The organism is Kitasatospora sp. NPDC002543 (assembly GCF_053594915.1).
In genome coordinates, this window is the sequence record NZ_JBSFWR010000002.1 from 183703 (window position 1) to 197036 (window position 13334).

Consider the following 13334-nt stretch of genomic DNA (forward strand, 5'->3'; position numbering starts at 1 on the left):
CGGTGGTCAAGGCGCTCTCTCCTGGCGGCGATCGGCGGCGGTGCTCGGGGGCCACCGGGCCGATCTGGGCAGGGGAGCACGGCGCGAACGCAAAAAGCGTCGCGCGAGGTGACTCCCCGGCCCGCCCGCGAGGCCCGGAGGGGTACTGCTCGTGCCGGCGCGGCCTCTGCGGGAGGGCCGTGGCGCACGCCGTCGGCAGGTACTCGGACTCGCGGGGTGCGGCTGCTGGAGCCGCCCGCTCACCGCTGCGGGGCAGTCCCGGATTCGCACCGGGTTCCCCTGCATCGACAGCAGAAGCGAGCATACATGTAGTGCCGCCAGACTGCGGCGGCACCATATGTTGTGCCTGTCGTGTCGCGGGTGTGCGTGGGCCGGACAGCCGGTCAGTGCTTGAGATAGACCTTGTACGTGCTCGAATCACCGGTCGGCGAGGTGAACTGGGCGACCAGCCGGTAGTGTCCGGCGGCGGCCAGGGCCTCGCGCAGGGCCCGGTCGGTGCCCCTCGGCGCGGTGCTGTCCAGGACGACCATGGTGAACCAGCCGTCCCGGATCGCGGCCACACTGCCGTCGTCCCCGTGGTGCTGCACCCCGCCGCCGTCGCGGTACTCCGTGCCGGCCCGCGTCGAGATCCACTGCGCGGGTTCGGAGACGCTGCCGAGGTAGTACTCGGCCAGGCCGTCGACCTCGGTGAGATAGCGCCCCTGGGGCTCGGTGTGGGCCCTCAGAACGGCCAGCAGGCGGCCGGAGTCGGGCCCGTTCTGGTAGCGCAGGGCGGACTGCTCCATGCCGAGCGCGAGCAGCGCGACCCAGACCAGGATGCCCAGCTGGGGGTGGCGGAAGTGGGCGCCGACCAGCCGGGTCAGGCCGACCCCGGCGAGCGGGGCGGCGAGCAGCATGCCGTAGCCGAGGTGGCGGAACAGCGCGCCGGAGGTGCCGGTCCACAGGTGGGCGGCGGGGATCAGCAGGGCGGTGACGGTCAGGACGGCCCCGAGCAGGGCGCGCTGCCCCCGGGTGGTGGGGACGGCGTCCTTCTCCGGCGCGTCGTGCTCGTTCATCTGCTCGCGGCGCGCGTAGGCGACGGTGCCGGCGACGGCGAGGACGGTGAACAGGCCGGCCCACTGGAGCGTGCCGAGCAGGATCGGGCCGGCCGGGCCGGGCGCGTTGCCGCGCGAGGGCGACCACCCCGCGACCGCGCCGAGGGTGCCGTACGGGAGCAGCAGGACGAGGGTGGCGGCGGCCGACAGCAGCGCGCGCACGGCGGCCGGGCCGGGCCGGTGGTGCGGCCGGGCGGCGGCGAACGCGAGGGCGACCAGCGCGGGGACGGCGAAGGCCGCGGAGTAGGCCACGGCGCAGGCCAGTGCCGCGGGTGGGGCGGCGAGCAGGGCCAGGGCCGGATGGCGGCGGGCGGTGAACACCGTGGTCCAGGCCGCGAGGGCGATCAGCAGGACGGCGAGGGACTCGGGCGCGGCGTAGAAGCCGACGACGACGGTGGACTGGAGGACGGCGTACACGGCGATCGCGCAGATGGCGACCCGCTCGTTGAACAGACGCCTGGTCAGCGCGTACAGCAGCATCGTGGTGATCAGTGCGAAGCCGAGACTGAGCAGCCGGGTGCCCCAGATGCCGTTGGCGTCGGCGGCGGCGCCGGCCAGCGGCGGGTAGAGCCAGGGCGAGCCGTGCACCCGGTCGACCAGGTCGGTGGTGACCGGGGTGCCGTGCAGCAGGTGGGCCAGCTGCTGGCGGCCGGCGACCATGGCGGCGGCCTCGTCGGGGTGCGCGGCGGCCAGCAGCCGCAGCGAGAGCGCGGCCTGGACGGTCAGGACGGCGCCCAGCAGGCCGCGGGCGATCCAGCGGCGCCGGGGGCTGCTGCCCGGGTCCCAGCCGATCGTGGGGACCGGCGGGATGGTGTACGGGGCCAGCTCGATGCCGTCGGGGTTGTCCACCGCCACGGCCGCGCGGTGCTCGGCGGGGTCCGGTTCCGGACCGGCCGTCGGGCCGTGGGCGGAGCGGCTGGTCGGGACGGGGGGGAACTCGGACTCAGTGCTCATCGGGGGTTCCGGATGTCGAAGCCGTAACGGGGGTCGGACACGCGCTGTTTGAACGCGGCGAGGGTGTCCGGGACGGCCTCGACCCGCCAGTCCGCCCGTTTGACGATGTTGAACCAGACGAAGCCGATGATGTCGTCGTGCGCCTCCAGCCCGGAGAACAGCTGGTCGATGTCGGCCTGCTGGCGCTTGCCCTGCTCGGACGCGGTCTCGCTGATGAAGAAGGGCTTGGCGCAGAAGGTGCGGATCTCGGCCATGGTGGGCCCGTAGAGGGTCTCGAAGGTCTTCGGCCCGGTGCGGGTGAAGTAGCCGGTCATGCCGGCCCAGTCGACGTAGGTGTCGCCGGGGTAGTACGGCTGCAGGCGGGTGTTGGGCGCGGGGTCGATGATGTTGGGGCTCCAGACCCAGATCACGTTGGTGGCGCCGGCCTGGTCGAAGATGTCGTGGACGTGGCGCCAGGCGGCCACGAAGTCCTCGGGGGTGGCTGCCTGGCGGCCCCACGGGTACCAGTCGCCGTTCATCTCGTGGGCGATGCTGATGGCGATCGGCAGGTTGAGCTTGGCCACGGACTTGGCGACGCCGCGCACGTAGTCGTCGGTGTCGCCGGCCGCGATGGAGGCGAGCGAGCGGTCGTGCGGCTCCCAGGCCATGAAGGGCAGCGCTCCGGCCTCGTAGATCCGGCGCACGCCGGCGGTGTCGAAGCCGCCCTTCCAGTAGGCGTAGTACTCCAGGACGTTGGGCTGCTTGCCGATCGCGGAACTGTAACCGGGCAGCGCGTCCATCGTGGCGGGGACGTCGGGCAGGGCGGCGCCGAGGTACTTGCGGTCCGGCTTGAGCAGCGGCGTGACGTCGTACGGGACGCCGGTCGGCAGGGCCTTGGGCTGGGCGGGCGCGGCCGGTGCGGTGCCGCCGGGGCCCCCGGAGGCGCCGGGGGCCGCGGTGGGGGCGGTCAGGGCGAGGTCCCGCTGCATCGCGAAGCCGGGGTCCTCGGGGCCGCACGCGGTGGTGAGCAGCAGGCCGGCGGCGGCCAGCAGCGGGAGCGCCAGCCGCCGACGGAGCCGGTCAGCCCGTCCGGGGTGGGCGGTCATGGCGATCACACTGCTTCCGTGGGACGCGGCTGGACGAGGACCCGGCCCACGATGGTGGCGTAGAAGAGGCCGGAGGCGAGGACGAGGGCGAAGTTCAGGGGGCCCATGGTGAGCATCCGCCAGATGCTCAACAGCACCCAGAGCAGGGCCGTTCCTCCGCCCCAGGCAATGACGCCGATCCAGAACCGGCGGGTCTTGTTCCGCTTGGCGCCGTCGGAGCCGGTCGGCTGCCAGGCCATCCGGTTGCGGCGCACGATGTCCCAGATGGCGAAGACGTGCGCCCAGCCGTACATCATGCGGGCGGCCCAGGCCTCCAGCCGGTAGGGATTGCGGTGCCAGAGCGGGAATATGACGGTCGCGTAGAGCAGGCCGGGCAGCACCAGGGCGGTGTTCTCCCAGCGGATCAGGTCGGGGCGGGCGAGCAGCAGGACGATCGGTATGAGGGGTGAGACGACGGTGAACAGCGCCGTGTGGATGTAGTAGAAGAAGCCGGACAGGTAGCAGGCCCGGGTGATCGGCCGCAGCTTGGTCTGCCAGAACTTCTTGCTGCCGAGCAGGCTCATCGAGCCGGTGCACCAGCGGTACTGCTGGTTGAAGAAACCGCCGACGTTGTCCGGGCAGACGCCGGTGGCCAGAGCGACGGGTATGTACTGGAGGTCCCAGCCGAGCCGGCGCAGGTCGAACCCGGTGTGCACGTCCTCGGAGTGGCCGATCAGCGTGGTGCCGCCGTTCTCCTCCAGCGCCGCGCGCCGGTACACCGCGCAACTGCCCACGCAGATGGCGCCGTCGTTGCGCTGCCGGGAGACCTGGACGGTCCGGTAGAACAGTTCCTGGACGGCGCCGGCGCCGCGTTCGATCCAGTTCTGCGAGTCCATGATGCGGAAGAACTGCGGGGACTGGACGATGCCGAGGCGCGGGTCGGCCTCCATGTAGGGGAGCATCTCGTTCAGCAGGTCCGGCCGGGGCGCGAAGTCGGCGTCCAGGATGAGGATGTAGTCGCTGTCGGAGTTGCGGAAGCCGAACTGGAGGTTGCCGGCCTTCTTGAACCAGCCGAGCTTGTCGCGGGTGCCGTACACGAACCCGAAGTCGACGGCCATCTGCGCGAGCTGGGGGCTGTTGCTGTCGTCGAGGACGTACGGGGTGACCTCGCCCGGGTACTGGTCGCGCAGCCGGGCGACGTGGGTCCAGGTGTTGTGGAGCACCTCGATCGGCTCGCCGGCGACGGGCAGGAAGACGTCGACGGTCGGATGGCGCTCGGGCTGCCAGGACTTGACGAGGGCGCGGTGGGCGCCGAGGTCGAAGGTCTCGTTGAAGCCGTGCACCCAGCGGGAGATCAGGTAGTAGACGATGGTGAAGGCGAGCGGCGGTATGAAGAAGAGGAACCACGGCGTCGCGCTCAGCAGGCCGATCTCGCTGGCCACCATGCAGGCGAAGCTGATGAGCGAGAAGCAGGTCAGCACCCACAGGTTGGTGCGGGCGTAGAGGTACTTCTCCGTGTTGTCCGGGGGCTGGGGGAGCAGGCCCCACCGGTTGCGGGCGGCCGGGTCGCGCCGGCTCCGGCGTCGTGAGGCCGGCGGCTGACCGCTTCCCGCGAGTCGCGCGCGCTCGGTGACAGTCACGTGCTCTACTCCCCCGAAAGCCGTACTGATCTGAACCGTCCCCGGGCAGCGGCCGTTGTGAATCGGGCGACAGGGGGACGCCAGGATCGTACGGGACCGATCGCACGGAGTTCGCTCCCCCCTCTTCGGACGGCCATCCGGAACCGATATCGAGTTCCGATCGTGATGCGAACGAAGGTGCGGCCGGAGCGCTTGTGTACGGTTGTCCGCTCGGCGGACGAGGACGGTTCGGACGGTTCGGGGGAGAGCGATGGTCATCGAGGACGGCAGAGCCGGGCGCCTGGGGCGCGGCCTGTGGGCGGTCGCCGCGTTCGGTGCGGTCGCCGCGCTGCTGGCCGGGTGCAGCGGAGAGGTCGGAGCGGTGGAGCCGCCGGCCGCCACGACGGGGGCGCCGGGCCTGTGTTCGACCGTCCGGGAGCCGTTCCCCAAGCTGGCGATGGACGGCGGCGCGAAGGTCCTCGAACCGAACCCGTGGAACACCGCCGGCACGGTCTGCGTGGACCCGGTCGGGGACAGCGGGTTCACGCTGTCCCGGACCGACGACTTCGTCCCGAAGAACCCGCTGGCCCCGGGCGCCTACCCCAACGTCTCCACCGCTCCGGGGGCGAGTGGCCTGCCGGTGCCGGTCAGCGCGCTCGGCGATGCCACCGTGGACTGGGACGCCAACGGCCGGGTGAGCGGCTCCTTCAACCTCTCCTTCGACCTCTGGTACGGCTCCAGCCCGGACAACTGCCTCCCGGGGGAGAGCGCCGAGGTGATGATCTGGCTGGACGCCACCGACAATGTGCGGCCCGCCGGGGACAAGGTGGCGGACGCCCTGCCGTTCGGGGACGCGAACTACCACGTGTACCAGGCGCCGATCACCGGCCCGCACAGCGTGATCAGCTACGTCCGCACGGTCCCCACCCACACCACCCGCGGGCTGAACCTGAGGCTGCTCACCGCCGACGCGATGGCGCGCGGCTACGTCCCCAAGGGCTCCTACCTGTGCCGGGTGCAGGCGGGCTTCGAGGTCTGGAGCGGCGGAACGGGCCTGCGCAGCAACTCCTTCGCCTTCCACAACCGGGTCGGGCTGCCGTCCGGCGAGGTGCCGGCGGGCGCCCCGGGGATCTGTCTGCGGCACGGCGGAGGCGGGACGGCCGGTGCTCCGGTGACCGTCGGGTCCTGCGGCGACCAGGCCGTCTCGACCGGGTGGACGGTGGGCAACGACGGCTCGCTGCGCGGCGGAGCGGCCTGCCTGGCGCCGGCCGGCGACCGCTCCTCGGTGACGCTGGCCGAGTGCACCGGAGGTTCGGCGCAGCGCTGGGTCACCGCCCCGGGGCAGCGGCTGAAGCACCAGGACACCGGGCTGTGCCTGGGAACCGCGGGCGGGGCGCTCGCGGAGGGCACGGCGGTGCTCCTGCGGCCGTGCGCGGACACCGTTTCGCAGCGCTGGAAGCTGCCGTACAACGGCGTCGCGTGAGTGGTCGTCCCCCGCGGGAAGCCGCAGGCGCGTTGACGTTTCGTCCGCGCACCCCCCATGGGCGTGTCGGGGCGGATGCCCTAGCATTCGGGCCATGAGCGATCGACCGGTACCGAGTGGCGAGCCGGGGCAGCCCCCCACGCCACCGCAGCAGGCACCGGCCGGGGGGGCCGCTCCGGCCACCGGTGTGCCACCGCGGCCCCCGAGCGGAGCATTCGGCCCCGCGTCCGGCTACGGGCCGCCGCCCGCTGCGCCAGCGCAGCCCCAGCAGATGACGCCGCATCCGGTCCCGCAGCCGGTGCCGCCGGTGCCGCATCCGGGCGGCGGGCCCGCCCCGGTGACGCCGGGGCCGGTGCGGCCCGGTCCGGTGGCGCCACAGCAGGCGCAGCCCGTCCAGCCGCAGCCGCCGGCGCCGGCCCCGCCGCCCGGCCGGCAGCCCTTCCCGCCCGGCCCGCAGCCGGCCCAGCCGGTGGCGCACTGGCAGCAGCAGGGCGGATTCCAGCCGCCGGCGCCCCCGGCGGGCGTACCGGCTCCCTCGTCCGCCACACCGGACTGGGAGGCGCTGGCCGACCGCAACGAGCAGTCCGCCAAGCGCGGCCGCAGGCTCAAGCTGATCGGCGCGGTGACCGCCGTGGTGGTGGTCGCCGCCGCCGGTGGCGGCGGGTACTGGTACTACCAGCGCGGCAAGGACGAGAAGCCGGTGGCCCACAGCACCGGCACGCCGAGCCCGACGGCCTCCGGGCCGTCGGGTCAGACGGGCGCGCCGCCGGTCAAGGGCATCGACAGCCCGCCGACCGTCGGCTCGCTGCCCGCCAAGAAGGGACCGGCCGCGCTCAACCTGGGGGCCGACGCCAAGCAGGGGACGATGGCCGGCTTCTCCGGCCAGGTCCTCAAACTGCCCAGCGGCCAGGACTCGTTCGCCTCGACGTCCACGCCGGTCGTCGACGTGAGCAAGAGCTTCACCGTCTCCGCGCGGGTGCTGGTGGACGTGCCCAACGGCAACCGCAGCGCGGTCAGCCAGGGCGACGGCCAGTACTACGCGTGGTCGATCGGCCGGGCCGGCAACAACGGTCACGACCAGTGGTACTTCAAGGTTCAGATGCCGGGCGGTGGTTCGGCGATCGCGTGGTCCAAGGGCGATGCGACGGTCAACCAGTGGGTGATGCTGACCGGCGTCTACGACGATCCGTCCGGTCAGATCACCCTGTTCGTCAACGGCGCCGCGCAGTCCTCGGCGAAGTCGGCGGGGGTTCAGCCGAGCGGCACCAACACCCTCCAGGTCGGCCGGCTGAGCTCCAACTCGCAGTGGGCCGACCCCTGGCACGGCGCGGTCGCCGACGTCCAGGTGTGGGACCAGATGCTGCCCGAGGCCGACATCGTCAAGATCGTGGCGGGGCCGAGCTCGCCGCCGTCCATCGCGCCGACCGGCGCCTGGCTCGGCGGCTGAGCCCGTCCGGCGCGGGTCCAGCGGTCCGGTTCCGGTGAGGACGACCAGCAGGACCCGCCGCAGGGCCGACCGGCCCTGGTGAACGTCCGGCCGCCGCCCCCGGCAGTGCGGGGCGGCGGCCGAAGCACGCCCAGGGGCGCGCGGCCCCGGCGGCCGGATGCGAAGTCCCAGATGAGGAGCAGTACTGATGAGCGCGGACGGCCGCTGGATCCGGCCCGAGTCCACCCGGAAGCCCGTCCTCGGCGTGGCCAGGCCGGCCGGGGCGGCCCTCGGTGAGCGCGACCGGGCGGCCACCGGGCCGGGGCAGGCCTACCCGGCGGCCGACCGGCGCCGTCGCAAGCCGGGGCTGCCCCGGGTGCCGCACCCGGCCCGGCCCGTCCTGCGGGCGGACTGGCTGCCGCTGGCGGCCGTGCTGCTGGTCCAGGCAGCGCTCTCGTACCACCTGATCCTCAGCAACACCGCCTTCATCGACGAGGGCACCTACATCTACGCGGGCTACCAGGAGATCGCGCACCTGCGGCACGGCGCCCCCGTGGCGACGTACGAGACCTTCTTCTCCGGTTCGCCGCTGATCTATCCGGTGGTGGTGGCCGTCGCGGACCACCTCGGCGGGCTCAACGGCGCCCGGCTGCTGAGCCTGGCGTTCATGCTCTCCGCCACCGCGGCCGTCCACCTGGCCACCCGGCGGCTGCACGGCTCGCTCGCGGCGTTCTGCGCGGCGGCCGCCTTCGTCGCGCTCGGCCCCACCCAGTTCCTCGGCGGCCTGGCCACCTACGACGCGATGGCGCTGGCGGTCCTCGCCTGGGCCGGGTACTTCGCGGTGCGGCTGACCACGGGCGGCGGCTACCCGAGCCTGGTCGCCTCCGGGCTGCTGCTGGCCCTGGCCGGCGCCACCAAGTACGCCGCGCTGCTGTGGGTGCCGGTGGTGGCGGGCATCGCGGTGCTGGCCGGGCCGCACGGGTCGCTGCGCCGCTGGCACGCCTGGCGGCGCGGGCTGCTGCTCCTGCTGACCTTCGTGGTGGCGGTCGGAGCGGCAGCGCTGGCGGCCGGCGAGAAGTACGTCAACGGCTTCAACCACACCACGCTCAAGCGCGCCCCGGGCCACGACGCGTACTCCTACGTGGCCTCGGAGGCCGCCCGCTGGGTGGGCCCGCTGCTGGTGGTCGCCCTGGCCGGGGTGCTGGTGCAGCTGGTGCGGGCGCGGCGGCGCGGTGGTGCGGCCTGGCCCGAGTTCTGGCTGGCGCTGCTCCTGCTGCTGGCGGGACTGATGGCGCCGGTGAACCAGATCCGCATCCACACCTGGCTGTCGCTGCAGAAGCACGTCGACTTCGGCGCCTGGTTCTCCTGCGTCGTGGTGGGCCTGGTCCTGGCCCGGACGGTGCTGTGGCTGAAGGGCCGGCTGCACCTGGTGGCCGGGGTGGCGGCCGCGGCCCTGGTGGTCGGACCGCTCGCCTGGGTGGGCGCGGCCCAGGGCCGGGAGATGAACGGCGAGTGGTCGAACTCGAAGGAGTTCGTCGCCGCCCTGGAGCCGTACATCGTCAAGGGCGACGACCGGTACCTGGTCGAGAACTACAACGTCCCCGCGTACTACCTGCGCAAGCAGAGCAACTGGCAGCAGTGGCACGACCTGGTGGCCGTCTTCCGCCGGAACCCGGACACCGGCGAGATGCAGAACGGCGTGCCCGCGATCCAGGCCGGCATCCAGGCCCACGAGTGGAAGGTCGTGGTCCTGGACTTCACCCAGACCGGGGCCATCGACAAGGCGATCCAGCCCACCCTGAAGGCCGCCGGGTACCGCGTGGTCACCGTGGTGACGAGCGGGAAGCACGGCCGGTACACCGTCTACGTGGCGCCCGGGTACGACAAGAGGCCGTGACGGGCGCTCAGAAGCCCTCCTGGAAGGCCATGGTGTAGACCATCAGGTCCATGCCCGGGTACGGGGCCCAGTCGCGCTCGGGGGTGCGGCGGAAGCCGATCCGCTCGTATATGCGGTGGGCGGTGGTCATCTCCGGGCGGGTGGAGAAGGCCATGCCGGCCAGGTCGAGTTCGCGGCTGCGGGTGACGGCGGCGCGGACCAGGGCCTCACCGACGCCGCGGCCGCGGGCGGCGGGGGAGGTGGCGAGCATCCGGATCTCTCCCTCGCGCGGGGTGGCGATGTCCGCCCACTCGGTGCCGCCGACCGCGAAGGTCACGCAGCCGAGCACGCCGGCTCCGGCCGCGTCGACGGCGACCAGCAGCTCGGCCTCCCGGGCCCGTCGTTCGGCGTCGCGCAGCAGGTCGACGTAGCCGCTCGCGGGGTTGGTGAAGCCGTCGCCGACGAAGGCCTCGACGGTGATCCGGCCGGCGTCGGTGAGGTCCTCGGGGAGGGCCTGGCGGATGAGGAAGTCCATCGGGCCAGTGTGCCGGAGCCCGGTGGGGGGTGCTCCTCCGGGGTCGAACGAGCGCGCGGCCGTCCGTCAGTCCTCCCCGAACGCCAGGTGCCCGACCCCGTTCCAGCCGTCCGGCCGCAGCCGCCCGTCCTGGGCCCGCCAGAGGCTGGTGGAGCAGTTGTGCACCGGCCCGAGCGCGGTGAGCTGCTCCTCGGTGAGCCGGTCGAGGGCGTAGCGGAGCATCAGCACCGTGCAGTCGTGCGCGACCAGCAGGACGGGCCGTCCGGCTTCCTCCTCGCAGAGGTCCCGCAGCAGGCTGCGCACCCGCAGGGCGACGTCGGCCCAGGACTCGCCGCCGGGCGGGCGGTAGTACAGCTCGCCCATCTTGCGCCGCCGGGCCGCCTCCTCCGGGTGCTTGGCCTCGATCGCGGCCTTCGGCAGCATCTCCAGGACGCCGAGTTCGCGGTCGCGCAGCCGCTCGTCGTACCGGACGGCCAGGGTGACGGGGACGGCGCCGAGCCCGGCGGCCTGGGCGAGCGCGATCCGGGCGGTTTCGGCGGTGCGCACGTACGGCGAGCACCAGACGCTGCGGGGGCGGTCGGCGCTGGGCAGGGCGGCCCACCAGTGGCCGAGCGCCTGGGCCTGCTGCCGGCCGTGCAGCGACAGCGGGATGTCGGCGTCGCGGCAGCTGATCGGCACGCTGAGCGCTCCGGCGGCCTCGGCCAGTTGGAACTCGACGTTGGCGGTGGACTCGCCGTGCCGGGTGGCGATCAGCACGGACGGCAGCCGGCCGGCCGCCGCGGGCCGGTGGCCGGGGGCGTGCTGCCCGGTGCCCGTGCCGTGCTGCTGTCCGTGGCCGGCGCCGTGCTGCCCCTGGGCGCCGGTGTGCTGGCCCTGGCCGGTGCCGTGCGGGCCCTGCGTGCCGACGTGGTGGTGCTGGTTCTGGGCGGACTGGTGCTGGCCGTTGAGGGTGGTGCCGAGTTCTGCCATGGCCGCGAGCTCCCCGTGGTCGATCAGGTTCCGGCCGGATGCCGGTCCGGTCTGGTGGTGCCCGGCGTGCACGCCTGTTCATACATATGATCGCGCCGCCTTCTCCAGTGTTCACGGAGAAGGCGGCGCGATCACAGGGCGCGTACCGCGCGAATCAGTGCGCCGCTACAGGCTCCGGCGCGTTCTTCAGCTCTTCGTCGCCGGCTTCGGCGCTGTAGTCGGACGGCTTGGTCTCGTCCGGGCCGTCCGGCGCGTTGACCGCCCTCAGCACCAGGGTGAGGGCCACCGCGACGATCAGGTTGAGCGCGAAGGCGGTCAGGCCGATGTAGCCGATCTCGCCGATGCCGGGGATCGCGGCCGCGTTGCCGCCGAAGTGCTTGGTGGCCGGGCTGGCGATGCCGTAGGCCTTCCAGGTGCCGTAGACCATGCCGGCCGCCCAGCCGGCGAACAGCGCCCAGTGGTGGAACCAGCGGGTGAACAGGCCGCCGACGATCGCCACGAAGGTCTGCAGGATCCACAGGCCGCCCAGCAGCTGGAGGTTGATCGCGGCCTGCTTGTCCATGCCGAGGACGAAGACCAGCGCTCCGACCTTGACCAGCAGCGAGACCAGCTTGGCGATCCTGGTCTCGTCCGCGGGGGTGGCGGCGGGCTTGAGCCACTCCTTGTAGACGTTGCGGGTGAACAGGTTGGCCGCCGCGATGGACATGATGGCGGCCGGCACCAGCGCGCCGATGCCGATCGCGGCGAAGGCCACGCCGGTGAACCAGTCCGGGAACATGTCGGCGAACAGCTGCGGCACGGACAGCTGGGAGTTGTAGCCCTTGACGCCCTTGCCGACGCCGGCCGCGACCGCCATGAAGCCGAGCAGCGCCAGCAGGCCCAGCATCAGCGAGTAGGCGGGCATGATCGCCATGTTGCGGCGCACGGTGGCGCGGGACTTGGAGGCCAGCACGCCGGTCACCGAGTGGGGGTACATGAACAGCGCCATCGCCGAGCCGAGGGCGAGCGTCGCGTACGTCCACTGCTTGTTCTCGGGGACGGTCAGCGAACCGCCCTTGGTCTCCTTGAAGTGCTGCGCGACCGTGTCGAAGATGTGCCCGTAGCCGCCCAGCCGGATCGGGATGTAGATCACCGCGACGATGATCACGATGTAGACGAGGGCGTCCTTGACGAAGGCGATCAGTGCCGGGGCGCGCAGGCCGGAGGAGTAGGTGTAGGCGGCCAGCACGCCGAAGGCGATGAACAGCGGCAGGTCCTTGACGAACCAGTTGGCGTTCGGCCCGCCGCCGACCCCCAGCACGTCCAGCACGGCCTGGATGCCGACGAGCTGCAGGGCGATGTACGGCATGGTGGCCAGGATGCCGGTGAGCGCGACCACCAGCGACAGCGGCCGCGAGCCGTACCGGCCGCGCACGAAGTCGGCCGGGGTTACGTAGCCGTGCACCCGGGAGACCGACCAGAGCCGGGGCAGGAAGAGGAAGACCAGCGGGTAGGCGATGATCGTGTACGGCACCGCGAAGAAGCCCACCGCGCCGGTCGCGTACACCGCGGCCGGGACGGCGACGAAGGTGTACGCGGTGTAGAGGTCGCCGCCGAGCAGGAACCAGGTCACCCAGGTCCCGAAGCTGCGGCCGCCCAGCCCCCACTCGTCCAGGTGCGCCGCGTCGTCCGCGCGTCGCCAGCGCGAGGCGAGGAAGCCCATCACGGTGACCAGCGCGAAGAACAGCACGAAGACCGCGAGGGCCGGCACGTTGACGTCCTTCATCGCGCACCGCCCTTCCGGGCCGCCTTGCGGGCCTTCTCGTCGCGGTTGATCAGCAGGTAGGCGGCGACGGTGAACACGGCCGACACCGGCACCCAGAGCAGCTGGTACCAGTAGAAGAACGGCATCCCGGCCACCGCCGGGTCCTTCTTGTCGTACGAGGACACCCAGAGGATCGCGACGATCGGCACGAGCAGGGCGAGGCCGGCCAGCACCCGCTCGGGCGTCACCGCCGGGACGGGTGTCCTGGCTGGCTCGGGCATGACACGTTCGACGGCGGGGGGATCAGACGGCATCTTCGGCTCCGCTCCGGAGGGTTCCCCGTCGGCGCCGCAGCCCGGCCGGCGCCGAGCGCCGTACGGGCCCGCCGGCAGCACCATCGGTGATCGGCAGTCAGTTCGGTACGGCTGCGCAATCTAGGGCATGGGGTGATCCATGTCACCAGGATTGACCGAAGTTCCCGCCAGTCGGACGCAGCCGACCGATGTCCCCCACCGGGGCGGCGGAAAAGCGACGGCGCGGGCGAACGGCGCGCACCGCCCTTCCCGGCGC

At 72.7% G+C, this 13334-nt stretch carries 10 protein-coding genes and 1 riboswitch; of the genes, 3 read left to right on the top strand and 7 right to left on the bottom strand.

Features of this window, described 5'->3' with window-relative positions:
• Positions 1–177: 177 nt before the first annotated feature.
• Positions 178–334: riboswitch (cobalamin riboswitch) on the bottom strand.
• 49 nt (positions 335–383) lie between these two features.
• The 3 genes from ACWD4P_RS01935 to ACWD4P_RS01945 are packed head-to-tail and all read right to left on the bottom strand — an operon-like array spanning position 384 to position 4557.
• The gene (locus ACWD4P_RS01935) at positions 384–2048 is read right to left on the bottom strand and encodes a glycosyltransferase family 39 protein (protein WP_449778231.1); all 1665 of its coding nucleotides are present in this window, start codon (positions 2046–2048) and stop codon (positions 384–386) included.
• Entirely contained in the window at positions 2045–3133 is a 1089-nt protein-coding gene (locus ACWD4P_RS01940) for a glycoside hydrolase family 26 protein (RefSeq protein ID WP_449778232.1), read from the bottom strand. Before ACWD4P_RS01940 ends, ACWD4P_RS01935 begins: the two co-directional genes overlap by 4 nt.
• 5 nt (positions 3134–3138) lie before the next feature.
• Complete coding sequence (locus ACWD4P_RS01945; RefSeq protein ID WP_359818640.1) at positions 3139–4557, bottom strand: glycosyltransferase family 2 protein; 1419 nt, start codon at positions 4555–4557, stop codon at positions 3139–3141.
• Between the two features lie 445 nt (positions 4558–5002).
• On the opposite strand from ACWD4P_RS01945, the gene ACWD4P_RS01950 reads away from it, so the two are divergent.
• The 3 genes from ACWD4P_RS01950 (at position 5003) to ACWD4P_RS01960 (ending at position 9537) form a co-directional block, all read left to right on the top strand.
• A complete protein-coding gene (locus tag ACWD4P_RS01950) occupies positions 5003–6214 on the top strand; it encodes a ricin-type beta-trefoil lectin domain protein (protein ID WP_359818572.1) in 1212 nt (403 codons plus the stop codon).
• 271 nt (positions 6215–6485) lie between these two features.
• Positions 6486–7661, top strand: coding sequence for a LamG domain-containing protein (locus ACWD4P_RS01955; protein WP_449778233.1), 1176 nt, complete (start codon positions 6486–6488; stop codon positions 7659–7661).
• 187 nt (positions 7662–7848) lie between these two features.
• Entirely contained in the window at positions 7849–9537 is a 1689-nt protein-coding gene (locus ACWD4P_RS01960; RefSeq protein ID WP_449778234.1) for a hypothetical protein, read from the top strand.
• A 7-nt stretch (positions 9538–9544) separates the two neighbouring features.
• Here ACWD4P_RS01960 and ACWD4P_RS01965 read toward each other — a convergent pair whose 3' ends face one another.
• The 4 genes from ACWD4P_RS01965 to ACWD4P_RS01980 form a co-directional block, all read right to left on the bottom strand.
• Positions 9545–10051 carry a GNAT family N-acetyltransferase gene (locus tag ACWD4P_RS01965; protein WP_449778235.1) on the bottom strand — a complete coding sequence of 169 codons (507 nt, stop codon included), beginning with the start codon at positions 10049–10051 and terminating at the stop codon, positions 9545–9547.
• A 66-nt stretch (positions 10052–10117) separates the two neighbouring features.
• Complete coding sequence (locus tag ACWD4P_RS01970) at positions 10118–11020, bottom strand: histidine phosphatase family protein (RefSeq protein ID WP_449778236.1); 903 nt, start codon at positions 11018–11020, stop codon at positions 10118–10120.
• A gap of 154 nt (positions 11021–11174) precedes the next feature.
• The gene (mctP, locus tag ACWD4P_RS01975) at positions 11175–12785 is read right to left on the bottom strand and encodes a monocarboxylate uptake permease MctP (protein WP_359818584.1); all 1611 of its coding nucleotides are present in this window, start codon (positions 12783–12785) and stop codon (positions 11175–11177) included.
• Positions 12782–13045 (bottom strand): DUF3311 domain-containing protein, encoded by a 264-nt coding sequence (locus ACWD4P_RS01980; protein ID WP_449778237.1) that lies wholly within the window; start codon positions 13043–13045, stop codon positions 12782–12784. The genes mctP and ACWD4P_RS01980 overlap by 4 nt, the downstream gene beginning before the upstream one ends.
• Between the last annotated feature and the right edge of the window lie 289 nt (positions 13046–13334).

Bases quoted from the DNA above. Each gene is read 5' to 3' on its own strand.
- ACWD4P_RS01955 (WP_449778233.1), top strand. From the start codon at position 6,486: ATGACGCCGCATCCGGTCCCGCAGCCGGTGCCGCCGGTGCCGCATCCG.
- ACWD4P_RS01970 (WP_449778236.1), bottom strand. From the start codon at position 11,020: ATGGCAGAACTCGGCACCACCCTCAACGGCCAGCACCAGTCCGCCCAG.
- mctP (WP_359818584.1), bottom strand. From the start codon at position 12,785: ATGAAGGACGTCAACGTGCCGGCCCTCGCGGTCTTCGTGCTGTTCTTC.
- ACWD4P_RS01940 (WP_449778232.1), bottom strand. From the start codon at position 3,133: ATGACCGCCCACCCCGGACGGGCTGACCGGCTCCGTCGGCGGCTGGCG.
- ACWD4P_RS01980 (WP_449778237.1), bottom strand. From the start codon at position 13,045: ATGCCCGAGCCAGCCAGGACACCCGTCCCGGCGGTGACGCCCGAGCGG.
- ACWD4P_RS01965 (WP_449778235.1), bottom strand. From the start codon at position 10,051: ATGGACTTCCTCATCCGCCAGGCCCTCCCCGAGGACCTCACCGACGCC.
- ACWD4P_RS01945 (WP_359818640.1), bottom strand. From the start codon at position 4,557: ATGGTGGCCAGCGAGATCGGCCTGCTGAGCGCGACGCCGTGGTTCCTC.
- ACWD4P_RS01960 (WP_449778234.1), top strand. From the start codon at position 7,849: ATGAGCGCGGACGGCCGCTGGATCCGGCCCGAGTCCACCCGGAAGCCC.
- ACWD4P_RS01935 (WP_449778231.1), bottom strand. From the start codon at position 2,048: ATGAGCACTGAGTCCGAGTTCCCCCCCGTCCCGACCAGCCGCTCCGCC.
- ACWD4P_RS01950 (WP_359818572.1), top strand. From the start codon at position 5,003: ATGGTCATCGAGGACGGCAGAGCCGGGCGCCTGGGGCGCGGCCTGTGG.